At 65.1% G+C, this 25,568-nt stretch carries 20 protein-coding genes; 10 read left to right on the top strand and 10 right to left on the bottom strand.

The window, feature by feature from the left end:
• The first annotated feature begins 311 nt into the window (after positions 1-311).
• The 5 genes from ACHWUQ_RS12955 to ACHWUQ_RS12935 all read left to right on the top strand — a co-directional run bounded on the left by ACHWUQ_RS12955 (position 312) and on the right by ACHWUQ_RS12935 (position 5,138).
• Positions 312-1,679, top strand: coding sequence for an amino acid permease (locus ACHWUQ_RS12955; RefSeq protein WP_394681385.1), 1,368 nt, complete (start codon positions 312-314; stop codon positions 1,677-1,679).
• A 14-nt stretch (positions 1,680-1,693) separates the two neighbouring features.
• Positions 1,694-2,371, top strand: coding sequence for an arylformamidase (gene kynB / locus ACHWUQ_RS12950; RefSeq protein ID WP_239809046.1), 678 nt, complete (start codon positions 1,694-1,696; stop codon positions 2,369-2,371).
• 73 nt (positions 2,372-2,444) lie between these two features.
• A complete protein-coding gene (kynU, locus tag ACHWUQ_RS12945) occupies positions 2,445-3,761 on the top strand; it encodes a kynureninase (protein WP_312461457.1) in 1,317 nt (438 codons plus the stop codon).
• Positions 3,719-4,423: a DUF6988 family protein gene (locus ACHWUQ_RS12940; RefSeq protein WP_394681384.1), complete on the top strand. Its 705-nt coding sequence runs from the start codon at positions 3,719-3,721 to the stop codon at positions 4,421-4,423. Before kynU ends, ACHWUQ_RS12940 begins: the two co-directional genes overlap by 43 nt.
• A gap of 13 nt (positions 4,424-4,436) precedes the next feature.
• Positions 4,437-5,138, top strand: coding sequence for a PolC-type DNA polymerase III (locus tag ACHWUQ_RS12935; RefSeq protein WP_394681383.1), 702 nt, complete (start codon positions 4,437-4,439; stop codon positions 5,136-5,138).
• Here the strand turns inward: ACHWUQ_RS12935 and ACHWUQ_RS12930 are convergent.
• Entirely contained in the window at positions 5,113-6,546 is a 1,434-nt protein-coding gene (locus ACHWUQ_RS12930; protein WP_394681382.1) for an L-lactate permease, read from the bottom strand. The two genes, ACHWUQ_RS12935 and ACHWUQ_RS12930, sit on opposite strands and share 26 nt — an antisense overlap.
• Positions 6,547-6,612: 66 nt before the next feature.
• Between ACHWUQ_RS12930 and ACHWUQ_RS12925 the strand changes: the two genes are divergently transcribed.
• On the top strand, positions 6,613-7,194 hold the full coding sequence (locus ACHWUQ_RS12925) for an XRE family transcriptional regulator (protein ID WP_239809050.1): 582 nt from the start codon (positions 6,613-6,615) through the stop codon (positions 7,192-7,194).
• 21 nt (positions 7,195-7,215) lie between these two features.
• Here the strand turns inward: ACHWUQ_RS12925 and ACHWUQ_RS12920 are convergent, their stop codons facing one another.
• Positions 7,216-8,121: a LysR family transcriptional regulator gene (locus tag ACHWUQ_RS12920; protein WP_394681381.1), complete on the bottom strand. Its 906-nt coding sequence runs from the start codon at positions 8,119-8,121 to the stop codon at positions 7,216-7,218.
• 106 nt (positions 8,122-8,227) lie between these two features.
• Here ACHWUQ_RS12920 and ACHWUQ_RS12915 point away from each other — a divergent pair, with 106 nt between their 5' ends.
• Positions 8,228-9,766, top strand: coding sequence for an MFS transporter (locus ACHWUQ_RS12915; protein WP_394681380.1), 1,539 nt, complete (start codon positions 8,228-8,230; stop codon positions 9,764-9,766).
• On the opposite strand, the gene ACHWUQ_RS12910 is transcribed toward ACHWUQ_RS12915, so the two are convergent.
• From ACHWUQ_RS12910 to ada, 3 genes are all read right to left on the bottom strand, one after another.
• The gene (locus ACHWUQ_RS12910; RefSeq protein ID WP_394681379.1) at positions 9,760-10,689 is read right to left on the bottom strand and encodes a DNA-3-methyladenine glycosylase 2; all 930 of its coding nucleotides are present in this window, start codon (positions 10,687-10,689) and stop codon (positions 9,760-9,762) included. The genes ACHWUQ_RS12915 and ACHWUQ_RS12910 overlap by 7 nt on opposite strands.
• 94 nt (positions 10,690-10,783) lie before the next feature.
• The gene (locus ACHWUQ_RS12905) at positions 10,784-11,605 is read right to left on the bottom strand and encodes a 2OG-Fe(II) oxygenase (RefSeq protein ID WP_394681378.1); all 822 of its coding nucleotides are present in this window, start codon (positions 11,603-11,605) and stop codon (positions 10,784-10,786) included.
• The gene (ada, locus tag ACHWUQ_RS12900; RefSeq protein ID WP_394681377.1) at positions 11,598-12,764 is read right to left on the bottom strand and encodes a bifunctional DNA-binding transcriptional regulator/O6-methylguanine-DNA methyltransferase Ada; all 1,167 of its coding nucleotides are present in this window, start codon (positions 12,762-12,764) and stop codon (positions 11,598-11,600) included. Before ada ends, ACHWUQ_RS12905 begins: the two co-directional genes overlap by 8 nt.
• 107 nt (positions 12,765-12,871) lie before the next feature.
• Between ada and kynA the strand changes: the two genes are divergently transcribed.
• A complete protein-coding gene (gene kynA, locus ACHWUQ_RS12895) occupies positions 12,872-13,732 on the top strand; it encodes a tryptophan 2,3-dioxygenase (protein WP_394681376.1) in 861 nt (286 codons plus the stop codon).
• Between the two features lie 188 nt (positions 13,733-13,920).
• Positions 13,921-15,192: an MFS transporter gene (locus ACHWUQ_RS12890; RefSeq protein ID WP_312413440.1), complete on the top strand. Its 1,272-nt coding sequence runs from the start codon at positions 13,921-13,923 to the stop codon at positions 15,190-15,192.
• 11 nt (positions 15,193-15,203) lie between these two features.
• Here the strand turns inward: ACHWUQ_RS12890 and ACHWUQ_RS12885 are convergent, their stop codons facing one another.
• The 5 genes from ACHWUQ_RS12885 to ACHWUQ_RS12865 all read right to left on the bottom strand — a co-directional run bounded on the left by ACHWUQ_RS12885 (position 15,204) and on the right by ACHWUQ_RS12865 (position 24,623).
• A complete protein-coding gene (locus tag ACHWUQ_RS12885; RefSeq protein WP_369461046.1) occupies positions 15,204-16,412 on the bottom strand; it encodes an FAD-dependent monooxygenase in 1,209 nt (402 codons plus the stop codon).
• Positions 16,413-16,500: 88 nt separating this feature from the next.
• On the bottom strand, positions 16,501-19,398 hold the full coding sequence (locus ACHWUQ_RS12880; RefSeq protein WP_312835419.1) for an EAL domain-containing protein: 2,898 nt from the start codon (positions 19,396-19,398) through the stop codon (positions 16,501-16,503).
• 118 nt (positions 19,399-19,516) lie between these two features.
• Positions 19,517-22,441, bottom strand: coding sequence for an aconitate hydratase (locus ACHWUQ_RS12875; RefSeq protein WP_394681375.1), 2,925 nt, complete (start codon positions 22,439-22,441; stop codon positions 19,517-19,519).
• Between the two features lie 465 nt (positions 22,442-22,906).
• Positions 22,907-23,194, bottom strand: coding sequence for an H-NS histone family protein (locus ACHWUQ_RS12870; RefSeq protein ID WP_239809061.1), 288 nt, complete (start codon positions 23,192-23,194; stop codon positions 22,907-22,909).
• Positions 23,195-23,315: 121 nt separating this feature from the next.
• Positions 23,316-24,623: a hemolysin family protein gene (locus ACHWUQ_RS12865; RefSeq protein WP_256460934.1), complete on the bottom strand. Its 1,308-nt coding sequence runs from the start codon at positions 24,621-24,623 to the stop codon at positions 23,316-23,318.
• Positions 24,624-24,649: 26 nt separating this feature from the next.
• On the opposite strand from ACHWUQ_RS12865, the gene ACHWUQ_RS12860 reads away from it, so the two are divergent.
• Positions 24,650-25,492, top strand: coding sequence for a symmetrical bis(5'-nucleosyl)-tetraphosphatase (locus ACHWUQ_RS12860; RefSeq protein WP_394681374.1), 843 nt, complete (start codon positions 24,650-24,652; stop codon positions 25,490-25,492).
• Positions 25,493-25,568 lie beyond the last annotated feature (76 nt).

Here is a 25,568-nt window from a genome sequence, read left to right as displayed (position 1 = left end):
GGCGCGTAGTGAGTTTCGCGGTGCAGCCCATGCCCGAGCACCACAGGTTGCCCGCAGCGAAGCGAAGGGACGCAGTCAGCAGGGGCAGCCTTCTTTTGGGTACTTTTCTTGGCTGAGCAAGAAAAGTACCTCGCCCGCCGGGGCGAGACCCGGCCAACAACAACTTGCAAAGTTAAATGCCCATCTAACAGGCATGTCACAAACAAGCGACATGGATTTCCCACAAATCCTAAAATCCCCACCTTCCAGCGCGCAGAGGCAGCAACCAAAGCCACCCCAGCGCCACCCCAGGCATAACAGGCAAAAAACCCGTGTCCCCTTTTGAATCGATTGCCCGCCGCGAACGCGGGCTGCTGCAGCAACTCACTGCAGCCCAAATGACGATGATCGCCATTGGCGGCGCCATCGGCACCGGCCTCTTCATGGGCAGCGCATTTGCCATCGGCTTTGCCGGGCCCAGCGTGCTCATCAGCTACGCCATCGGCGCGCTCATTGGTTTGCTGCTGATGGGCTGCCTGGCCGAGATGACGGTCGCGCACCCCACCAGCGGATCGTTTGGCGCCTATGCCGAGCACTACCTCAGCCCGCTCGCCGGCTTTGTGGTGCGCTATGCCTACTGGGCAGCCGTGGTGCTGGCCGTGGGGATGGAGGTTACCGCGGTGGGCAAGTACATGAAGTACTGGTTCCCCGAGGTGGAGCAGTGGGTCTGGGTGGCGCTGTTCTCGGTCGTGCTGGCTGCGGTCAATGCCACCAGCGTCAAGGCCTTTGGGCAGATGGAGTATGTGTTCTCCATGGTCAAGGTCGTGGCCATCGTCGCCTTTATCCTGATTGGCGCCTATGTGGTGTTCGGCTCGCGGCCCGAGGGGGTGGGTTTTTCCAACTACACCGCAGACCGGGGCTTTTTCCCCAATGGCTGGTGGGGCACCTGGGTGGGGGTGATCGTGGCCATCTTCAGCTACCTCAGCCTGGAGTCGATCGCGATTGCCGCAGGTGAGGCGCAGAACCCGCGCCAGGCGGTCACCTCGGCCTTCAAGACCACGGTGTTGCGCCTGGTGCTGTTCTACCTGCTGTCGCTGGCCTTGATGCTGGCCATCGTGCCCTGGAGCCATGCCAGCACCGACAAGAGCCCCTTCGTCAAGGTGATGGAGATCGTCGGCATTCCCGGCGCGGCCAGTGTGCTCAATTTTGTGGTGCTGGTCGCCAGCCTCTCGGCGATGAATGCGCAGCTCTATGTCACCTCGCGCATGATGTTCAGCCTCTCGCGTGGCGGCTATGCGCCGGCAGCGCTGGGCAAGGTCAACAGCAGGGGCGTGCCGATGGGTGCGATTGCCATCTCCTGCCTGGGCATGGCCGTGGCCATGGTGCTCAACGTGCTCAAGCCCGAGGAATCACTCACACTGATGATGTCGATCTCGATGTTCGGCGCCATGTTTGCCTGGTTCATGGTGTTTGTCACCCATTTGTTCTTCCGCCGCCGCTGGCAGCGCGAGCATCCGGGCGAACGCCTGCAGTTCCGCATGTGGTGCTTTCCGGTGCTGACCCTGCTGGGCGCCGTGCTGATGCTGGCCGTCATCATCACCACCTATTTCACCGACGTGTTCCACATGACCACCCTCATCGGCGTGCCCATGCTGCTGGTGATGACCGCCGTCTACCTGATCTGGTACCGCAAGCGCTGATACATTGCACAGCTATGCCAAACACGCCTCACTCTGCGCCAAGCCTCTGGGACATCTCGCCACCCGTCTATGTGGGCATGCCGGTGTTCCCCGGCGACACGCCCTACCAGCAGCAATGGGTGGCCAGCATCGGGCCGGGTTGCCCGGTCAATGTGGCCAGCATCACCAGCACACCGCATGCCGGCGCCCATGCCGACGCGCCGCTGCACTATGCGCCCGATGGCGCCACCATCGGCCAGGTCGATCTGGCGCCCTACCTGGGCCGCTGCCGCGTGGTCCATGCCATCGGCTGCGGCCCGCTGATCGAATGGCAGCACATCGAACATGCGATCAGCGACGACCTGCCCGAGCGTGTGCTGGTGCGCACCTACCAGCAGATGCCGCAGACCCAGTGGGATGCCGGCCTGACCGGCTACGCGGCCGAGACCGTCGAGCGCCTGGCCGCGCTGGGCGTGCGCCTGATTGGCATCGATACCGCCAGCATCGACCCGGCTGACAGCAAGGCCCTGCCCAGCCACCAGACCATTCGCCGCCACGACATGCGCGTGCTGGAGAACCTGGTGCTGGACGCTGTGCCCGAAGGCGACTACGAGCTGATCGCGCTGCCGCTCAAGCTTGTGCAGGCCGATGCATCGCCGGTGCGTGCCGTGCTGCGCGCGCTGCCCGGCACCTACAATCAGGCCACGGCCTGAACCCCCTCCTCCCTTGCGGCAGGCGCCTGGCCCACCAGCGCCTGCCCGCCACCATTGACAAAGAGACCTAGCCATGACCACCTTGGAAGCCTGCCGCGACGTTGACCAGCATGAGCCGCTGGCACCGCTGCGCCACCTGTTCGACCTGCCCGAAGGCGTGATCTACCTGGACGGCAACTCGCTGGGCCCGCTACCCAAGGCCACCGCGGCGCGCGTTGCCGATGTGGTGCAGCGTGAATGGGGCCAGGGCCTCATCCGCAGCTGGAACGATGCCGGCTGGATCGACCTGCCCCAGCGCCTGGGCGACCAGTTTGCGCCCTGGATTGGCGCCAAGCCCGGCGAGGTCGTGTTCACCGACACCACCTCGGTCAACCTCTACAAGGTGCTGAGCGCAGCCATCCGCCTGTCGCAGCAAGAGTTCTCCGACCCGGCACCGCGCACCAAGGTGATCAGCGAGCGCAGCAATTTCCCTACCGACCTGTACATCGCCGAATCGCTGTGCAAGCAGCACAACCTGGAGCTGGTGCTGATCGAGCCCGAAGAGCTGCCCGCCTGCCTGACCACCGACGTGGCCGTGCTGCTGCTCAGCCATGTGAACTACCGCACCGGCCATATGCACGACATGACCCAGGTCACGCGCGACGCGCATGCACAGGGCGTGTTGACCGTCTGGGACCTGGCCCATGCCGCCGGCGCCGTGCCGGTGGACCTGAATGCCGCCAACGCCGACTACGCCGTGGGCTGCAGCTACAAGTACCTCAACGGCGGCCCTGGCGCGCCGGCCTTTGTCTGGGTGCATGCGCGCCATACCGACAAGTTCTGGCAGCCGCTGTCGGGCTGGTTCGGCCATGCCGAGCAGTTTGCCTTCAACAGCGACTACCAGCCTGCGCCTGGCATCCGCCGCTACATGTGCGGCACCCAGCCGATGATTGCGCTGTCGGCCCTCCAGTGCGGGCTGGACATCTTCAGCGAAGCCGAAAAGTACGGCGGCATGGCGGCACTGCGCCGCAAGTCCATCGCACTGACCGACCTGTTCATCGAGCTGGTCGAGACGCGCTGCGCCGGCTACGGCCTGGGCCTGGCCACGCCGCGTGATATCTTTGCGCGCGGCTCCCAGGTCTGCCTGACCCGCGACGACGGCGCGGGCGTGGACGGCCAGGGCAGCGGCGCCTATGCCATCGTGCAGGCGCTGATCGCCCGGGGCGTGATTGGCGACTTCCGCAAGGGCGATGGCGGCAAGGGCCCGCACAAGGATATTCTGCGTTTTGGCTTCACCCCCCTCTACACCCGTTTTGAAGACGTGTGGAACGCGGTCGAGCACCTGCGCCAGGTACTGGAATCGGGCGAATGGCAGAAGCCCGAGTTCAACCGCATCAACGCGGTGACCTGATGATCAAAAGCGATATGGACGCAATGGACGACACATTAGATCCAAGACTCGAGCGGCACGCAATTTTCCAAGAATCTATTGAAGATTTATGCAGCGGAGTCGAAGGAAGTACAACGGATAAACGTGAATTAACCATCGTAGCTTTATCAAAGGCTGCGCGGGACTTAGCGCACGCACAGTGGCTACTCATCACAGCCGAAAATGCACTCCCTGCGTACACCCTGGTGCGCCCGCTATTCGAGCATGTTGTCAAAGCCATTTGGTGCCGTGTATATGCCAAAGATGATTGGCTCGAGCGTCTCTGGACGCCACCAGAAGGCGATCTCATCAAGGAAACCGCTCCTCAGAAAATGATCAAGGATATGCTTGATGACATTGCGAAGCACCCTCCAACCACCCAGATTCATCAAAAGCTTGTAGCGCTTTACAGCGTGACGAGTAAGGTTATGCACTCCTTCGTCCATGGAGGAATCTACGCCAATGTTCATGCTCTGATAGACATTCCTTTGGACAAGCAACTTGATGTCTTACGCAACACCAACGGACTGCTTCTGATCAATACGCAGACCCTTTTGCTTCCGTTCGAGGGTTGGAGAGATGATTATCGAGCCATTCAAGCGGAGTTCGCTGACGTATTGCCACCATTAGATCCTTCCAATTGATTGACTCGTGTCCATGTCCGAACGCATCGCCATTCTCGACTTTGAAACCACCGGCATGAGCCCGGCGCATGGCGCGCGGGCGGCCGAGGTGGGCATCGTCATGGTCGAGAACGGCCGCATCGTGGACCGCTACCAGAACCTGATGAATGCCGGCCAGCGCATGCCCGGCTTCATCACCCAGCTCACCGGCATCACCACCGCGATGCTGCAGGCGGCGGCGCCTGCAGAGCAGGTGATGCGCGAGGCGGCAGCATTTGTCGGCACGGCGCCGCTGGTGGCGCACAACGCATCGTTCGACAGCAAGTTCTGGCTGGATGAGCTGGAACGCGCAGGCGGCGCAGCCAGCCCGGCCGCAGCGCCTGCCGGCAAGCTGTTTGCCTGCACCGTGTTGCTGTCGCGCCGCCTCTACCCCGAGGCGCCCAGCCACTCGCTGGGCAAGATCGTGCGCTACCTGGAACTGCCGCCGGCCGACAAGGCCCACCGGGCACTGGCCGATGCCGAGATGACCGCCCACCTGCTGCTGCGCATGCAGGCCGATCTGCGCAGCCGCTGGCACATCCCCGAACCCAGCCATGCGCTGCTGAGCGAATTGCAGGTCTGCCAGCGCAAGCACCTGGGCCGCTGGCTCAGCAGCACCTCCGCGCGCCAGACCCAGCCGCAGCTGCCTGAGCTGGCCAACACGGTGATGCCTACGGCTGCGCCAGCAACACGCTGAGCAGCACATTCAGCGCCGCCATCAGCAGCACCGCCAGCCCGGTCACCAGCAGCACCCTGGACTGCACCCAGGCGCGCTCGGCCTGCGCAGCACCGGGCACCAGCTGGCAGGCCATCTCCACCTTGCCGGGGGAGGCCATCAGCAGCAGTGCCGCGCTGACATTGTGGACCGCCATAAACGGCAGCACCGCCACGTCCAGGGCCTGCGCAATCTCGGCCTGGGTGGCCGCAAACATCGCATTGGCGCCCGTGTTGGAGCCGGTCACAAAACCACCCAGTGCGCCGACAAAAGGCGCAGCAAACACATAGGCACTGCCGCCCTGTGCCAACGCATGGGCCAGCTGCGCAGCCATGCCCGATACTGCCATCACCACGCCCAGCACGATGAACAGCCCCGTGATCGGCGCCACCTGGCGCCAGGACTGCCAGACCCGCTGCAGGCTGCTGGCTGCGGGCAGGCCGCGCGCAAACCAGACCGCCGCCACAAACAGCCACAGCGCAGGTGATGCCAGCAAATGCCAGGCACCCGCGCCCTGCAAGGCGCGCAGCACGGCGCCCGCCACCAGCACACCCAGCAGCAGCAAGCCATAGGCGGCCAGCGCGCGCCAGCCCAAGGGGCCCAGCGGCGCAGCGGCCTCACTCGCAACAACGCCTGTGCCCCGCCGGCCCAGCCACAGCCAGAGCACCGTCATCAGCAAGGCGCCCAGCGCGCCGGCGGCCGAGGTGCCGGCCACCGCATTGCTCAGCCCAATGGCCAGCGCCAGCATCAGGCCCGACAACGCACCCTGCAGCATGGCTACTGCACGCCGGCCCGGCGCACTGGCCAGCCCCGCTGCGGCCACACCGGCCACCACCATCGGAATCACACTCACCGCTGCCGACGCCACACCCAGCGCATCAAAGCCGATCCCGGCCATCGTGGCCGCAATCAAGGTGCCCGGGCCCATGGAGCCCCAGGGCACGGCGCAGAGGCCCAGCAAGCCAATCAGCGCCATCTTGCGCGCCGGCAAACCGCTGTGCGCCAGCAGCGGAATGCCGATGGTGATGCCAATGCCAAAGCCGGTCAGTGATTCGGCAAAGGGCGTGACCCCGTGCACGACCAGCAGCACAGCGCCCACGCCTTCGCCGGTGCGGCCCATCACCCATTGCGCCAGCGCCTTTTGCGCTCCGGCAGCGCGCAGCACTTCGGACAGCAGCAGGCCGCCGCCCACGATCAGCAGCACCTCCACGAGGACCGGCATCCAGCTGGCCAGCGCCTGCTGCGCCGCAGCTGCGCTGAGCGGAAAAGCCAGCAGGCAGCCGGCCAGTGCCAGCACCACACCGGTCAGCGCCGCATACAGCGAACGCAGCCCCAGCAACAGCCCCGCGATGACGGCCAGGACCGGGGACGCACTCAAGAACAGGTACATTGGGAGAGCGCTTGTTGAAATTGCATATAGGCAAATAATATTTCCTACACGAAATATAGTCAATCCATGTCGACTGAAAATTCCCCACCCAGCACCGATTCCGACCTGCAGTTCGGCCTGGCCGTGCGCGCCCGCCGCGCGCAGCTGGCCATCACCCTGGACCAATTGGCCCAGGCCAGCGGCGTCACGTCCGGGGCGCTGTCCCGGGTGGAACGGGGCCTGCTCAGCGTGAGTCTGCGCAATGCCATGGCGATTGCCCGCGGCCTGGGCTGCGAGCTGAGCGACCTGGTGCAAAGCCCTGCGCCCGCACAGATCACGCGTGCCGGCGCGCATGCGCGCTTTGTCCATGAGGACACCGGCATCGTGCGCCTGGCGTTGGCCCGCCCGCTGCCGGGGCTGGAGCTGCTGCACTACACCGTGCCGCCGGGCCAGGCCTCCAGCCACTTCGCGCCGCACCGGCCGGGCACGCGCGAGGTGTTCTATGTCGAAAGCGGCAGTCTGCGCGTCTTCACCGGGGCCGATTCCGTGCTGCTGCAAGCCGGCGACAGCGCCCAGCTGGCGATGGACACCGAGCACCACTTTGCCAACGAAGGCCGGGGCGTCGCGCATTTCATCCTGCTGGTGGCAGCGCCCACGCATGGGGGCTGATGGCCCCTTGCAGTGCCGTCATCACGAAGATGGCTGGAACAGCCGCTCGGCCACAAAGTCCACAAACACACGCAGGCGCGGCGACATCAGCCGGCCCGAGGGCCAGAGGATGCTGAACTGGCCGGCATAGGTCAGACAGTCGTCCAGCACCGTCTGCAGGCTGCCATCGGCCAGCGCGTCGCGGGCCAGAAAATCGGGCATATAGGCAATGCCCAGGCCCCCGATCGCCGCGCCGCGCAAGGCCTCCATGTTGTTGCAGGTCAGCGCTGGCGGGTGGGCGGCGGCATCCTGCGCGGCGTCGGTGCTATCGCCGCCCATCTGCCAGGGCTGCAGCTTGCCCGAAGTGGGAAAGCGAAAACGCAGGCAGTCATGCGCCGCCAGATCTTCGGGCCGCAGGGGCTGGCCGCGCTGCGCCAGATAGGCCGGTGATGCGCAGAGCACAAAGCGGAACAGGCCCAGACGCCGGGCGCTGAGGCTGGAGTCGGCCAGCACGCCGCTGCGGATCACCGCATCCAGGCGCGCCTCCACCACATCGACCAGCCGGTCGTTGAAGTCCAGGTCCAGCTCGATATCCGGGTAGCGCGCGCGGAAGGCTGGAATCACCGGCAGCAAGAAGCGGTAGCCAATGGTGGGCAGGCCAATGCGCAGCAAGCCCCGGGGGCTGCTCTGCGTGCTCGACAGCAGTGCCTGCGCATCCTGCAGGTCATCCAGAATGCGGCGCCAGTGCGTGTACATCAGCTCGCCCTCATGCGACAGCGACACCCGCCGCGTGGTGCGCACCAGCAGCTGCGTGCCCAGTTGTGCCTCCAGCTTGGCCACGCTTTTGCCGACGGCCGATGCCGAGATGCCCAGGGCGCGGGCAGCGGCCACAAAACTGCGGCGCTCGGCCGCCTGCACAAAGGCGGCGATGTGGTTCAGGTTGTCCATCCGCGCATATTACGGAAATTTGGTTGCTAATCAAACAACGACTGGGCTGTTTATTAGCTATCCATTCCTCATTAAGCTCCACAGCGTGTTTTTGCAGGAGTTGGCTATGCGTCAAGTTTTACCCGCCGCCTGGCGCGGGCCCTGGATGGTTCTGGCATCCGTTTGTCTGGCAGCGCTGGTGCTGCCGCTGAGTTTTTCTGGCGGGGCCGTGGCCACGCCGGCGATTGGCCGCGCACTGGGTGGCAGCGCCACCAGCCTGGGCTGGATCACCAATGCCTTCATGCTCGGATTTGGCAGCTGTCTGATGGCCGCCGGCGCGCTGGCTGACCAGTGGGGGCGCAAGCGGCTGTTCTTGCTGGGCCTGTCGACCTTTTGCCTCGCGGGCCTGGGGCTGATACAGGCGCGCAGCGTGTGGCAGATTGACCTGCTGCGCGCGCTGCAAGGCGTGGCCGCTGCTGCCACGTTGGCCGGTGGCACAGCCGCGCTGGCGCAGGAGTTTGCAGCGGCGCAGCGCGCGCAGGCCTTCAGCCTGCTGGGCACCACCTTTGGCACCGGCCTGGCCTTTGGCCCGCTGCTGACGGGCTGGTTGATGGAGCGCGCCGGCTGGCAGGCCGGTTTTGCGCTCTGTACCGGCCTGGGGCTGCTGGCCTTGCTGGTGGGCATCGCCGCGATGCGCGAGTCGCGCGATCCGCAGGCCCAGGGCCTGGACTGGCCCGGTGCGCTGCTGTTCACCAGCGCGCTGGCCTTGCTGACCTTGACGATGGTGGAGGCGGCTGCACGGGGCTGGCACAGCCCGCTTGTCATCGCATTGCTGCTGGCATCCGCTGCCGCGCTGCTGCTCTTCGTCGCCGTGGAGCGGCGGGTGGCGCGCCCGATGCTGGACCTGAGTCTGTTCCGCTACCCGCGCTTCGTCGGTGTGCAGGTGCTGCCGATCGCCACCTGCTACTGCTACGTGGTGCTGCTGGTGCTGCTGCCGCTGCAGCTGATCGGCATTGGCGGCTACAGCGAGGTGGCGGCCGGCTGGTGGATGCTGGCGCTGTCCGCGCCGATGCTGGTGGTACCACTGGCCGCAGCCTGGCTGACGCGCTGGTTCGGCCCCGGTCCCATTTCGGCAGCGGGCTTGCTGCTCGCGGCCGGCGGCCTGCTGTGGCTGGCGCAGATCCCCGTGGAGGCCGGTGGCATGGCGCGTGTGCTGCCGCTGTTGCTGATCGGCAGCGGCGCGGGCCTGCCCTGGGGCCTGATGGATGGGCTGTCGGTCAGCATGGTGCCCAAGGAACGCGCGGGCATGGCCACCGGTATTTTCAGCACCGTGCGGGTAGCCGGTGAAGGCATTGCGCTGGCGATGGTGACCGCGCTGCTGGCCGGTTTTATCACCCCGCACCTGCCGGCATCCCTGGAGGTGGCCAGCCTGCAGACTGCCGCCCAGCAACTGGCGATGGGTGAGCTGCGCCAGGCGCTGGCCTTGCTGCCCGCCCAGCACTATGCGGCAGCTGCACCTGGTTTGCAAAAGGCCTATGGCCAGGCCTTTGCACAGCTGCTGCAGGTGCTGGCGGCGATAGCCACGCTCTCGGCCCTGGTGGTGCTGGCCCTGCTGCGCCCGGCCCATGGCGATGCACTGCCAGCAGCCGCTGCCACCCCTCAGTAGCTTTTGGCCGACAGGCTGGCCCAGAGATGGGCCGCCACTAGCGCCCGCCAGGGCGCAAACGCGCCCAACCATTGCTCGGCCTCGCGCTGCGAGACGCTGGGCACATCGAGCAAGCGGGCCAGCGCATTGCGCACCGCCACATCGCCATGCAGGCTGCCGTCCAGCCAGCCAAAGCCGCGCAGCAGTGCGTAGTGCACCGTCCAGGGGCCAATGCCCTTGACGGCCAGCAGCGCATCCTCAATCGCCTGGGCGTCTTGCGCCTGCAAGGGCTGCGTGGCCCAGGCATCGAGCGGCAGGCTGCCGTCGAGCACGGCAGCGCAAACGCGCTCCAGCGTCGCGATCTTGCTGACCGAAAAGCCTGCGGCGCGCAGTTGCTCAGGCGTCAATGCCGCCAACGCAGCGGCATCAGGGTGGCAGAGCATGCCGCTGCTGTGCTGCAGCGCCGTGGCCGCAATCAGCCGCCGGCGCAGTGCAATGGCTGCCGCCACGCTGATCTGCTGGCCGGTGATCGCCCATACCAGGGCCTCGAACGGGCTGCTGCTGGCGGGCACACGCAGACCCATCTGGCTCAGCAGCAACGGGCCCAGCACCGGGTGCTTGCCATGCTGCAGCGCCAGCTGGTCTGCCCCCTCGCCCAGGCCCAGCATGCGCGCCACCATCGCATCCAGTGCGGCTGGGCCGTCTCCGGTAGCGCCGGTGTCGGCCGGCCCATCGACCGCCAGGCTGGCTACGGCCTGGGTGGCGCCCTCCACCAGCTCCAGCTCCAGCAGCGCAGGCCGGCCTTGCCAGGTCAAGCCCTTGCTGACCCGCAGCCCCTCGACCTTCTCGGAAGCCTGCAGGGCATCCCGGGCATGCAGGGCCAGCATGTCCTGCGGGCGGTAGTTGGCAGGCAGGGCGACTTGGGTGCTCAGGACCAGGGGCATGGGAGGGCGTGCGGAAGGCGGCGGCGGGCGCGGTTCCCCACTATAGGGGATGGAGGGCGGGCGATGCAGTCACAGCTGTTTCCATGCGCTACGGCTATTCCGCGTCGTGGAACACAATGCCCAGCGTATGGCGCTGGCCGCGCAGCACCGTGGACACCCCATGCCGGTGCTGCACCCGGTAGCTGCCGCGCGTGCCCTGCACCGGCCGCTCGCGCACCGCGATGATGGCCGCATCGCCACGCTGCAGCGGCAGCACCTGCACGCGCGACTGCATGCGCGGGCGTTGCTCGGTCAGCACCAGCTCGCCCCCGTCAAACTCCTCGCCCGGCTGCGACAGCAGCACGATCACCTGCAGCGGAAACACCAGCGCGCCATACAGGTCCTGGTGCAGGCAGTTGTAATCCTCGGCGCCATAGCGCAGCAGCAGCGGTGTGGGCCGACATTGGCCCGCTGCATGGCACTGGGCGAGCAAGGCCGCATGCTGCGCAGGCCAGGGCGGCGTGGCGGATGCGAGCTGCTGGCGCCAGTGCTCCGCCACGGGCTGCAGCCGCGCATAGAGCGCCGTGCGCAAGGCCTGCAGCAGCGCTGGCAGCGGGTAGGCAAAGTACTGGTACTCACCTCTGCCAAAGGCATGGCGCTGCATCTGGATGCGGCTGCGGAAATGCGCCGCCTCGCCGTACATCGCGGCCATCTGCTGGCACTGCGCCGCATCCAGCAAACCCGGCAGCAGGCCCCAGCCTTGGCGGTCCAACTGGCGGCCCACCGCAATCCAGTCATAGCGCTGCAGGGCTGCCTCGGCCTGCACATCTGCGCCACCGGCACCGGATGGTGCCGAGCCGGCCTGCAACAGCGGCGCAGGCCCCGCTTCATCCAGCGGCAACGCGGCCTGCGCGGCACAGGCCAGGCGCTTAACCATGGCGGGCCACCCGGGGGGCCTGGGGCGCCAGCTCGGCCTCGTGCTGCAGCAGCGCGCGCTTGCGCTCCACGCCCCAGCGGTAGCCGGAGATGCCGCCATCGTTGCGCACCACCCGGTGGCAGGGAATCGCAACGGCCAGCGCATTGGCCGCGCAGGCGCCAGCGACGGCGCGGCTGGCCTGGGGCATGCCCAGCTTGCGCGCCAGCTCGCTGTAGCTGACGGTGCTGCCGACCGGAATCAGCCGCAGCGCCTGCCAGACCTGCTGCTGGAAGGCAGTGCCGCGCACATCCAGCGGCAGTGCCAGGCCGCGCGTGGGCTCGTCGACAAAGCCGATGACCTGCGCCATCCAGCGCTCAAAGTCGGCATCGCCACCAGCCAGCTGGGCCTTGGGAAAACGCTGCTGCAGGTCCTGCACCAGCGCATCGGCATCGTCGCCCAGCAAGATGGCGCAAATGCCCTGTGCGGTGGCAGCCACCAGAATCGGGCCCAGGCTGCATTCGGCCACGCCAAAGCGAATCTGCTGCGCCACGCCGCCGGTGCGGTACTGGCGCGGCGTCATGCCCAGCACCGCCTGGCTGTCGCGGTACAGTTGCGCGGTGCTGGCAAAGCCGGCATCAAAGATCGCATCGATGACGCGGGGCGCCTCCTGCGCATCTCCCAGCGCGGTTTGCAGGCGCTGCCGGCGCTGTGCCTTGGCATAGGCCTTGGGCGATACGCCGACCGCCGCCTTGAAGACACGCTGCAGATGGAAGGGGCTCATGCCGGCGCGCTCGGCCAGCTCGGCCAAGCTGGGCTCTTCTTCGGCGGTGGCGATCCAGCCGCACAGCTGGGCCACCAGCGCGGCATGGCTGGGCTTGGCGGGGTTATCGGGCTGGCAGCGCTTGCAAGCGCGGTAGCCAGCGGCCTGGGCCTGCGCGGCGGTGTCAAAAAAGCGGACGTTCTCGGGCTTGGCCAGCCGCGAGCTGCACGAGGGCCGGCAAAAAATGCCGGTGCTGCGCACCGCATAGACAAAGCGGCCGTCGGCCGCAGCGTGGCGGCCCTGCACATCGGCCCAGCGCGGATCGGCCAGGGTTTGCTGCGCACGGGCAGCCAGTGTGGCGGCGTTGGACGTGCGGGCAGCCGACGTGGAGCGTGGTGTGGATGGGGCAGACTGTTTCATGCGGATCACCTCAGTACAATCGATGCAGCCACTTTAGGCCTTGCGGCCCTGTTGCGCAGTGCCATTCTTGCGCTGCAATTGAAGCCGCTTCCACTGCCCCACATACCATGCGAGACACCAACAGCAAGCCCGAATCCATTGTGCATGAAGAGCGCGCCCAGCTCGACTTCAGCAAAGACATGAGCTATGGCGACTACCTGCACCTGGACGAGATCCTGAACGCCCAGCACCCGCTGTCGCCCGCGCACGACGAGATGCTGTTCATCGTGCAGCACCAGACCAGCGAGCTGTGGATGAAGCTGATGCTGCACGAGCTGCGCGCGGCCATACAGGCCATTGCCAACCCCGAGGCCAACACCAAGCCCGAGGCCTTCAAGATGCTCGCGCGCGTCTCGCGCATCATGGAGCAGCTGGTCAATGCCTGGACCGTGCTGTCGACGATGACGCCGCCCGAGTACTCGGCGATGCGGCCCTACCTGGCCAACTCCAGCGGCTTTCAGAGCGCGCAGTACCGCTGCATCGAGTTCTCGCTGGGCAACAAGAATGCCGCCATGCTCAAGCCCCATGCGCACCGGGCCGACCTGCTGGCCCAGGTGCAGGCGGCTTATGAATCGCCGTCGCTGTACGACATTGCCTTGCAGCTGCTGGCCCGCGAAGGCATTGCCGTGCCGGCCGAGGCGCTGCAGCGCGACTGGACCCAGCCCTATGTGGAGAGCGAAGGCGTCAAACAGGCCTGGATCACCGTCTACCGCGATCCGCACCAGTACTGGGACCTGTACCAGCTCGGCGAGAAGCTGGCCGACATCGAGGATGCCTTCCGCCTCTGGCGCTTCCGCCACCTGACCACCGTCGAGCGCGTGATCGGCTTCAAGCGCGGCACCGGCGGCACCGGTGGCGTCAGCTACCTCAAGAAAATGCTCGATGTGGTGCTCTTCCCCGAGATCTGGACCCTGCGCACCAACCTCTAAGCACCTGTTCTAAGCCACAGCAACCCGCCAAGGGGTTGCTCCAAGTGACAGCGCGCCGTGCAGAGGGGGCCAGAGTCCTCTATAGTGGCAAGCGCATGTAACAAGCCGCGCCCGCCCCTGCTGGCCGATCGCGCATACACCATGGGCCGGCCCCCTCTGGCCCCGGCTTGTTGCCCGCACTCTCAGCCATGCCGGTCCCACCTACACCCTCCCCCACCGGGCGCCCTGCGGCGTCCTCGTCCACGTTGCTCTGGGCCATGCTGCTGACCTTGCTGTCGGCCTTCTCGCTGAGCCAGGCCTTCCGCACCGTCACCTCCATCATTGCCGACGGGCTGCGCACCGATTTCGGGCTGTCTGCCGAGTCGCTGGGCGCGTTTGCCGGGCTGTTTGGTTTGTCCTTCGGGGTGACGCAGCTGTTCATGGGCGTGGGCATGGACCTGTATGGGCTGCGCAAGACCGTGCTGACGGCCTTTCCGCTGGCGATTGCCGGCTCGCTGATCTCGGCGTTGGCCCCCAGTTACCACGGCCTGATGCTGGGCCAGTTGCTGATCGGCATCGGCTGTTCGCCAGCCTTTCTGGCCTGCACCATGTTCATCGCGCGCCATTTCCCCAGCGACCGCTTTGCCTTCATGTCCGGCGTCGGCATGGGCGTCGGCGGTCTGGGCCTGCTCTTTACCGGCACGCCGCTGGCCTGGCTGGTACAGCACTATGGCTGGCGCTGGGGCTTTGGCCTGCTGGCGGTGCTTTGCGCGCTGTCCTGGATCGCCATCTTTGTGCGCGTGCATGAGCCGCACCTGCCCAGCGATGACCTGCCCAAGCCCAGCTGGCTCACAGCCGTCAAGGGGTTTGGCGGCCTGCTGCTGGTGCCGCACACCTGGGCCATCGCCATCATGGGCATGGTCGGCTACGCCTCATTTCTGACGGTGCGGGGCCTCTGGCTCAGCCCGATGCTGATCGACCGCTATGGCTTCTCGCTGGTGGCGACCGGCAATGTGGCCCTGGTCGTCTCGATGATCTCGCTGTTCACGCCGTCGGTCTTTGGCCGGCTCGATCCGGGCCCGGCCCGCCGCCGGCGCCGCATCATCGCCGGTGCCGCCGTGATGGCCAGTACTTTCTGCGCGCTGGCCTTTGTCCACCATCCCGCAGCCACCGTCGCGCTGATCATGTTCATGGGGCTGGCCTCGGGCTACTCGGTGCTGCAGTATGCCGATGTGCGCTCCTCCTACCCCCGGGAAACCACGGGCCGCGCGCTGTCGGTCTACACGATGGCGATGTTCCTGGGCGTCGCGCTGATGCAGTGGCTCTCGGGCATCGTCGCGTCTTATGCGCAGCGGCATGGCGGCGAGATCTACCAGTATGTGATGCTGTTTGTCGCGGGCATGCTGCTGATCGGCTGCCTGGCCTTCCGTTTTCTGCCCCAGTCGCCGCTGCTGGCCCCAAAGAGCCCCGCCAGCCCTTAACCAGCCAATGGTTACAGCACCGAAGCCGAGGACCCATCGCCCCGGTACAGCCAGGGCACATCCATCAGCTTGGCGCCCAGCGCGCGCAATGCGGTATCGCGCCCCAATGCGACAAGGCCCCGCGCGTGGAAAATCTCGCCATTGCGGATCGCACGGGCCTGCACCCGGGCATTGCGCTGCCAGCGGTTGAGCGCATAGCGGCGCAGGCGCAGCGGCATCTCCAGGTCGTGCATGGTCAACGCGCGCTGCAGCTCGGCGGCATCTTCAATCGCCATGCCGGCACCCTGGGCCAGGTAGGGCCGCATCGGGTGGGCGGCGTCGCCCAGCAATGCGACCAGGCCCTGCGCCATCTCATGGGGGCCGGTGACCGGTGCCCGGTCAGCCAGCGGCCATAGCCGCCAGGCAGCGCCTGCAGCATGCACGGCCTCCACCAGATTGAGCAGCTGGCGGTGGGCACCGGCCAGACCGCGCTGCAGATCGGCGCCATTGGCGGCATGGTCCCAGTGCTCCAGGTCATCGGGTGCCGGGCCTTCGACAATGAAGACGAGGTTCTGCAGCTCGCCACCGCGCACGGGGTACTGCACCGCATGGAAGCGCGGCCCCATCCAGGCGGTGACTACCTCGGTGCGCAAGGCCGCCGGCAGGTCTGCCTGGCGCACCAGTGCCCGGTAGGCCAGGTGGCCGGTCACGCGCGGTGGCGCATCATGGAGCAGGCGCAGCCGCGTGCGGCTCCAGATGCCGTCGGCACCCACCAGCGCATCGCCTTCGATCTGCTTGCCCTGCTTGGTGGTGATGGTGACGACCCGGCCATTGTCCTCATGGTAGTCCACTGCATGGTCCAGGTTGAGGTGCAGATCTGCATGGGGCTGCACCGCATCGAGCAGCAGCTGGTGCAGATCAGCCCGGTGAACGGTGGCATAGGCTGCGCCATAGCGCGCCACTGCCTGCGCGCCCAGATCCAGCCGGGCCAGCTCCTGCCCACTGATCGCATTGCGCGAGACCAAGGCCTGCGGAAACGCCGCCACCGCTTGCAGGGGCCGTTGCAGGCCCCAGGCCTGCAGGCGCCGCACCACATTGGGACCCAGCTGCACGCCGGCACCCACTTCGCTGAACTGCGCAGCGCGCTCAAACATCCGCACCTCGGTGCCCGCGCGGACAGCGGCCAGCGCAGCGGCCATGCCGCCAATGCCGCCGCCGGCGATCAAAATCTGTTCATGCATACCGCCATTGTGCCCAGATTGCAGGGGCCAGCTTGTGCGCTAGCGCAACAGCCCACTGCGTGGCTGCAGCACCCGGCGGTGGTGTGGCTCAAGCCGGACGGCAGCTGGGGAAGCTATGCAGGCGCTCGAACTCGCCAATCGGCACCGGGCGGCCAAAGTGAAAGCCCTGGAAGCGCTTGCAGCCATTGCTGACGAGGAAATCCACCTGCTCGGAGTTCTCGACGCCTTCGGCCACCACTTCGAGCTCCAGGCTCTGGGCCAGCGCCAGAATGGTACGCACGATCACCGCGTCGCTGACATCGCTCAGCACATCGCTGACAAAGCTGCGGTCGATCTTCAGCTGGTCCAGCGGGAGGCGCTTGAGGTAGGCCAGCGATGAGTAACCCACGCCAAAGTCATCGAGCGAGAAGCCCACGCCGTGCTCCTTGAGCTGGCGCATGCGGTTCACCGTTTCATTGACGTCGCCGAGCAGCAGGTTCTCGGTCAGCTCCAGCTTCAGCCGCCGGGCGTTGGCCCCCGTCTGCGCCACGATGCCCAGCACCTCGTCGACAAAACCCTGGTTGTGGAACTGCCGGGGACTCACATTGACCGACATCGTCAGCCCCTGTGTGGAGGCACTCGCGGCCCACAGCGCCAGCTGCTGGCAGGCGGTGCGCATCACGAAGTTGCCGAGCTCGACGATCAGGCCGGTTTGCTCGGCCAGGTCGATGAACTCGATCGGCATGACCAGACCACGCGCCGGGTGGCGCCAGCGCACGAGGGCTTCGGCGCCTACCAGGCTGCCACTGCCGTTCATTACTGGTTGGTAGTACACCTGCAGTTCGCCGTCATGGATGGCCTGGCGCAGGTCATTTTCCAGATTGGCACGCGCATTGACAATGGCCTGCATCTGCGGGTCAAAGAAACGCTGGGTGTTGCGGCCGGCCGACTTGGCCTCGTACATGGCGAGGTCGGCGCGCTTGAGCAATTCCTGCACCGTCAGCGATTCATGGTCGCCAAACACGGTCACGCCAATGCTGGGCGTGCTGTGGTGGGACTGGCCATCGAGCGCAAACGGCTGTTTGAAGCGGGTGATCACATGTTCGACCACAGCGCGCACATGGGCCTCGGCCTGCGCGCGCTCGGCGCCCAGGTTCTCGACCAGCACCACGAACTCGTCGCCACCAAAGCGCGCGACCACATCGCCGCTGCGCACGCTGGCAATCAGGCGCTTGCCCACCTCGCACAGCAGCCGGTCACCCTTTTGGTGGCCCAGCGAATCGTTGAGGTCCTTGAAATTGTCCAGATCGATGAACAGCAGCGCTGCATAGGTGCCGCGCTGCTGGCAGGCAATGATGGACCATTCCAGCCGGTCCATCAGCATACGGCGGTTGGGCAGACCCGTGAGCACGTCGAAGAACTCGAGGCGCTCGATTTCCTTGCGGGCGCGGCTGCGTTCGGCCAGATCGCGCGAAATGCACAGCAGGCCGGTGACCTCGCCATTGGCTGCCCGGATGGCGGATTTGGTGATTTCGAAACGGCCCTGGTAGCCGTTGTCGGCAAACTGCAGGGTTTCCTCATAGACCACCGGCGTGTTCGCATTGCGCGCGCGCAGGTCCGTCTCCCAGTCCGATGGCATGCGCGCCTGCAGCCCCAGATCGGACGTGGTGCGGCCAATGATTTGCGCATGGGTCAGCCCCACCAGACGCTCGAAAGCCTGGTTGCAGTGCAGAAAGCGCCCATCCGCCCCCTTGAGCACGACCAGGTCGGGGATGGCACTGACCAGTGACACCAGCTGCGACTGCTGCTCCTGCACGCGGCCCACCATCAGCTTCTGCATCGACACATCGTGCGACAGCAGCATGAAGGCATGGGCATCGCGGCCTTGCGGGGCGACCAGAATATCGGTCTGGAAGTGGCGCAGACCCTGGGGCGTTTCAATGCTTTGCTCGAATGCGAGCGATTGGCCTGCGCGCAGGCGCGCAAGCCAGTCAGGCGCCTGGCCGCGCAGGCTGGGTGCCAGTGCCTCGGTCCAGGGCTGGTCCACCAGGCTGGGCACGCCCAGCCAGTCCAGCTGGGTGCGGTTGGCATGCACGATGGCGCCTGTGCCATCGACCCGCACCACCCCAATGGGGGCCTGCTCCAGCCATTCTTCGCCCTGCAGGCGTGCGGGATGGCTGGAGGCCCAGTCGACCAGGCTATGGCGCAACGACGCCATGATCAGCACCAGCGCCAGCACGGACAGCGCATAGCTCCAGGCCGCCTGCTCCACCAGCAGCGCCCAGCGGGTGCCGGCGCCCAGCAGCATGGCCATCGCGCCCACAGCCAGCGCTGCGGAGATTCTCAGCACCGTCCAGCGGCCGGACTGCCCCGCAAAATGGCGGCTCTGCATCGCAACCCAGGCACAGCAGACCAGCATGGCCAGCGGAACGAGGAAGCGGCGCACGCCTTCGAGGTCGACCAGCCCCTGCGCCACCACGGCCGCTCCAAGCGCCAGTGCCGCCAGCGCCGTCAGCACGGCGCGATGGCTTTGCAGTCGCAGCCAAGGGCTGGCGCCTGGCGCCGTGCCAGGACGGTGGCGCCGCGAAGATGAAGACAGTTCTATGGAGACTATCAATAGGCTTATTGATAGAAGAATATTGACTGCCAGCTCCAGCCACAGGGCTGGGAGGCTGCCAGGTTCCGACCAGCGCAGCGGCAGCGCCAGCACCACCGCAAAGCCGCCCAGCACCACGGCACTGCATACCCACAGCGGGCAGCCCAGGAAGGCACTGGCGGCCGAGCCCTGCAGCAGCAGGCGCCCGCCCCAGCCCAATGTGGCAAGTGCTGCCAGCAGCAGCAGCACCTGCACCCAGGTCTGCAGCGCCTGGACAAAGCCCACCCCCTGCGCATCCGTGGCCACCAATCCGGCCAACACCACGCCACCTGCCAGCAGGCACCAGACGATCCGGGTGTGGATCTCATGGATGCGCCGGCCAAGCGACAACGGTGTGTAAGGGAGGGCCATATGGGGCTAAATGTAATTAAAAGTAAACCAACGTCCATCTATTTGACCAGTAACGGTCAACAAATGCAAACGGGCCTCGTATCAACAAGGCCCGTTTCGGTCGCATGTAGGTCAACTCTTACAGAAGCTGGCGCAAAACGAAGGGCAGTATACCGCCATCCCTGTAGTAAGCGACCTCGATAGGCGTGTCAATACGCAACACCAGTTCCGCCTCGGTAACGCTTCCATCGGCACGCTGGATCACCAGCTTGGCCTTGCTGCGCGGTGCCAGTGACGGCTGCGGCACGATGTCGATCAACTCGTCGCCGCGCAGCTTCAATGTCTCCCAGCTTTCGCCCTGCTTGAACTGCAGCGGCAGCACCCCCATGCCCACCAGGTTGGCGCGGTGGATACGCTCAAAACTACGGGCCACGACGGCCTTGATACCCAGCAACTGGGTGCCTTTAGCCGCCCAATCGCGGCTGGAGCCGGTGCCATATTCTTCGCCGGCGAACACCACGGTCGGTGTACCCGCTGCCATATAACGCATGGCGGCATCGTAAATCGACAGCTGGGTGCCTTGCTCCTCGCCCGGGTTCTGGTACAGCGTCAGGCCGCCCTCTTCCCGGGAGCCATCCGGCTTTGCGGCCAGCATCAGGTTCTTGATGCGGACGTTCGCAAACGTGCCCCGCATCATCACCTCATGGTTGCCACGGCGCGAGCCATAGCTGTTGAAGTCGCTCTTCTTGACGCCATGGGCCAGCAGCCACTGGCCCGCTGGCGAGGTTTCCTTGATCGACCCGGCCGGCGAGATATGGTCCGTGGTGATCGAATCGCCAAATAAGGCCATCACTCTTGCCTTGCGGACCGCGTTGTCCCGCAGCTCCGCACCTGGCTCGGGGGCGGCGAGCGAGAAATCCTTGAAGAACGGTGGCTCGGCAATATACGTACTCTCCGGCCAGGTATAGGTCGCACCGGTCACCCCCTGGATCTTTTCCCAGAGCTTGCCCGGCTCGCTGCTGACCTTCTCATAGTTGGCTCGGAAGGCCTTGCCGTTCATCGCGAACTTCATCAGGGCCTGCACCTCGTCTGTCGACGGCCAGATATCGCCCAGATAGACATCGCGGCCGTTCTTGCCCTGGCCGACGGGCTCGGTCATCAGATCCTTGCGCACATTGCCGGCAATGGCATAGGCAACGACCAGCGGCGGGCTGGCCAGGAAGTTGGCGCGGATATTGGGATGGATGCGCGCCTCGAAATTGCGGTTACCGGACAGCACGGCCGCGCAGACCAGGTCCTCGCGCTGGATGGCGCTGTTGAATTCCGGCAGCAGGTCTCCGGCATTGCCGATGCAGGTGGTGCAGCCATAACCGGCAATGCTGAAGCCCAATTGCTCCAGGTACGGCAGCAGGCCAGATTCCGTCAGATACAGCGTGACCAGGCGCGATCCCGGGGCCAGCGAGGTCTTGATATGCGACTGCACGCGCAGGCCTGCCTTGACCGCTTTCTTGGCCAGCAGGCCTGCGGCCAGCATCACGCTGGGGTTGGAGGTATTGGTACAGCTGGTGATGGCGGCGATCAGCACATCCCCATTGTGCAGATCGACATCGCGGCCCTCGATGCGCTCGGCATGGGCATCGGCGGTCTGCACGCGCGCCTCTTCGTCGACGACTGCCGGCTTGTTCTCCACCATTTCCAGCGCATGCCGTGGCGAGCCTGCGGGCAAGGGCTGTGTCGCGGGCGCAGCGGTCTCGCCGGTGCCGTTGATATGCACCTTTACCGGTCTGTCGAGCTGCTGGGCCGGCAGGTTGAAACCGTTCTGGGTGACCGGCGCGCTGAACAGCGCATCAAAGGTGCTGGCCACATGGCCAATCTCGATACGGTCCTGGGGGCGCTTGGGCCCTGCCAGGCTGGGCGCGACGCTGCCCAGGTCCAGCCGCACGACCTGGGAATAGTCGATGTCACCGGCCCGGGGAACGCCAAACAGGCCCTGGGCCTTGAAGTAAGCCTCGAACGCGGCAATCTCTGCCTTGCTGCGGCCCGTTCCCTGGAAGTAGTCGATGGTCTTGTCGTCGACGGGGAAAAAACCCATCGTCGCGCCATACTCCGGGGCCATATTGCCGATCGTTGCGCGGTCCGGAACCGAGAGGCTGCGGGTGCCTTCGCCAAAGAACTCGACAAACTTGCCCACCACCTTCTCGCGGCGCAGCATCTCGGTGACCGTGAGGACCAGGTCGGTCGCGGTCACGCCTTCGCGCAGCGTCCCCGAGAGCTCGAAACCAACGACATCGGGCGTCAGGAAGTACACCGGCTGGCCCAGCATCGCCGCTTCGGCCTCGATACCGCCAACACCCCAGGCGACCACGCCGACGCCATTGATCATCGTCGTGTGGCTGTCGGTGCCAACCAGTGAATCGGGGTAGTAAACATCGCGCTGGTCCTTGTGGACGCCCCGCGCCAGGTATTCCAGGTTGACCTGGTGGACGATGCCAAAGCCGGGCGGCACCACGCCAAAGGTGTCAAAAGCCTGCATGCCCCATTTCATGAACTGGTAGCGCTCGTTGTTGCGCTCGAACTCCAGCTTCATGTTCAGGTCCAGCGCATTCTTGCTGCCGTAATAGTCGACCATGATCGAGTGGTCCACCACCAGGTCGACGGGCACCAGCGGCTCGATGGCGCTGGCATTCTTGCCCATGCGCTCGGCCGTGCTGCGCATCGCTGCCAGGTCGGCCAGCAGCGGTACGCCCGTGAAGTCCTGCAGCACCACGCGCGCGACGACAAAGGGAATCTCTTCGGTGCGCTCCGACTGGGGTTTCCAGTTGGCCAGTTGCTCGACATGCTCGGGCAGGACGCGCTGGCCATCGCAATTGCGCAGAACCGACTCCAGCACGATGCGCAGGGACATCGGCAAGCGCTGGACATTGGGGAACTGTTTGCTCAGCTCCGGCAGCGAATAGAACTTGGCCTTGCTGGGCTTGCCGGACTTCTCGGACGAGGCGATCGAGAAGGATTTGAAGGTCGAGGCGAACGCATGCTGCGCTGGCTCATGAACACCTGATTTCATCGTGGCTCCTGATTGGCGGGGTATTAGACTGAACGCTGCGAACAGTCTACTCCTGGGTCAGGTCCTACATATGTCATCCAATCGCTAAGCCCTGCGATCGTGTGTGCGATCCTGGTTGCGCGGCCGTTTCCCATTAATCTCCGCGCCGCATGCGGACCGATGCATGGGAACCGGCAGCTGCCAATTCGCTGCCAAGGCTGCACACGGAATCTACAAAATCGTTCGGAAAATTTATAAGCCTATAGATTAACAAATACAATTATAGCAAGGCACTATTGGCAACTGATTACATTTAGCAGCGCACCAGACTTACCGGCAGCTTAACAGATAGTCGATGACAATCCTTCTCCACAAAAATAGGAGAAATTAAGAAGATATGTAGGAATTTCTATAAACCGGATTGACTAGTCGACCCCGCAACGAAAAAAACCTGCCGAAGCAGGTTTTCTTTGAAGGACGCCCGGCTCAAATCGCGAACTTATCACGGTCTTGGCCTTCAATCCACTTGGGCGCCTTGCCGCGGCCCGTCCAGGTTGCACCGGTCGCAGGATCGCGGTACTTGGGAGCGACTTTGGAGCCAGCGGAAGCCGAACGGCCACGGGCAGGAGGGAATACATCCTGTTCGGTCAGGCCATAATCAGACACCAGCTTGCGCACCTGGTCGACGGCGGTCTTCAGTTCGTTGCGACGAACTTCTTCACGCTGTTGTTGCAGGGCTGCCAGTTGGGCATCGATTTCCTTCAAAGTAGGCATGTTTAATATCCATTCAATTCAGTTAACGTTTGCAGTATACCTAAAAACGCAATAACCGAGTGCGCCTCGACATTTTTCTATTTAAAGGAATGGTAAACCTAGTGCCAAAAACTTGTAACGACTAGTAATCAATGCTCGTGAGATCCGGCCGGGCGATTACCTTGTCGACCCGTTTGCCCTCCAGAGCCAGCACTTCGAATACCCAGCCTGCGCAATAAATCTTTTCGCCCAGTGGCGGCAGATGGCCCGATTCCGCCATCAGCATGCCGGCCAAGGTGTTATAGCGGCCCTTGTCCTCATCGGGCAGCTCCTTGATTTCCAGACGCGCCTTCAATTCCGACACCGGCATCAGCCCATCCAGGTACCAGGAACCATCGTCGTTCTGCACCGCCCAGGCCTCGCTGGCAGCGCCCGGCTTGAGCTCGCCGGTAATCGCTTCGAGCAGGTCGCGCGGCGTGATGATGCCCTGCACGACACCGTATTCGTCGACCACGAAAATCATGCGGCCGGCGCGCGCGCGGAATTGCTCCAGCAGCTCAAAGCCGCTCAGGGTTTCCGGCACATAGCTGGCTGCCACGGCCACCTTGGCGATCGAGGTGTTCTGGGGGTCGGCGACGTCCAGCAGATGTGCCACGCTGACCAGACCGACCACGTTGTCCAGTGACTCACGGCACACCGGATACCACGAGTGCGCGCCCTTGCCACTGGAGGCGCGCACCTCGTGCAAGGCCTGGGTCACGGTCAGATTGGCATCGAGCCATTCCACATCGCCCCTGGGCACCATCATCGAAATCAGCGGACGGTCATCGAGGTGGAACACGTTCTGCACCATCTGGTGCTCATGGCGTTCGATCACGCCGGCGTCCCGTCCCTCGTCGAGACTGGCGACGATTTCCTCTTCGGTCACGGCACGGTCCGACTCATCCTTGATGCGCAGCAGCTTGAGCACGCCTTGCGCAGAGATGGCTAGCAGCCACACAAAGGGCTTGGCAATTTTCGACACCCAGGTGAGAGGCAGCGCGATGATGCGCGACGATGCCTCAGGGTACATCTGGCCAATGCGCTTGGGCACCAGTTCGCCAAAAACAATGGTCATGAAGGTGATGACGATGATCACCGTGGTCGTGGCCACCACCGATGCCACCGAGGCAGGCATGCCCCAGGTGACCAACGACTGTGCCAGCCCGTCGCTGAAGGCCGCCTCACCAAAAATACCGTTGAGCATGCCGATCGACGTGATGCCGACCTGAATCGAGGACAGAAATTGGGTAGGATTGCTGAGCAGATCCAGCGCCGCCTTGGCGCCCTTGTCGCCACTTTCGGCCATGGCCAGCAAACGGGACTTGCGGCTGCTGGCGAGCGCGAGCTCGGACATGGCGAAGACCCCATTCAACAAGGTCAAAAGCGCGATCAAGAGTACGTCTAACAAAATAGTTCACAGGTAGTTCAACAAGCATGTCACTTTACTGTATCGGCGATATCCAAGGCTGCGATAGCGCTTTGGGCCGTCTGCTGACCACAATCGATTTCTCTCCCAGCCGCGATACCGTGTATCTGCTGGGCGACCTGGTCAACCGGGGCCCGGAATCGGCCCAGACGCTGCGGCGCTGCATCGCGGCGGACGGTAGCATCCAGGCCATTCTCGGCAACCATGACCTGCACCTGCTGGCGGCTGCCGATGGCCGGCGCAAGTTCTCCCGGCGCGATACCTTGCTAGACGTGCTGCAGGCGCCGGATGCTGCGCAGTTGTTGGAATGGGTGCGCCAGCAGCCGTTGGCCCGCACGCATACGCTGGGCGGCGAACAGCTGCTGATGGTGCATGCCGGCGTTCACCAGCAATGGGATCTGGACGCCACCCTGCGACATGCCGCCGAGGTCGAAGCGGTGCTGCGCAGCGACGGCTTGAGCCTTTTTTTGCAAGCCATGTACGGCAACACCCCGGCGCAATGGGATCCGCAACTGAGCGGCATGGAGCGCCTGCGGATGATTACCAACGTGCTCACCCGCATGCGCTTTTGCCACGCCGATGGCAGCCTGGACTTCGACAGCACCGAAAGCCTCGCAGAAGCACCCGAGGGCCTGACCGCCTGGTTTGACCTGCCCGGCCGCGCCACCGCCGGCACCACCATCGCCTTTGGCCACTGGTCCACCTTGGGTGATCTGCAGCGCCCCCACCTGCTGGCGCTCGATACCGGCTGCGTCTGGGGGGGCTGCCTGAGCGCAGTGCGCTTTGGCAACACCCTGGCTGAGCGCGAGCTGATCCACGTGGATTGCGAGCAGGCCCAGCAACCGGGCTGAGAACCTGAAGCGGGACTCCTCGCGCCGCGACAGGGTCTTTGCGCGATGGGATGCGAGGGGGCGCCCCGCTGCGCAC

Origin of the sequence: uncultured Comamonas sp., assembly GCF_964277875.1 — a bacterium.
In the GTDB taxonomy this organism is placed as follows: Bacteria; Pseudomonadota; Gammaproteobacteria; order Burkholderiales; family Burkholderiaceae_C; genus Comamonas; species Comamonas sediminis.
This window is presented reverse-complemented; position numbering and strand designations above follow the sequence as displayed.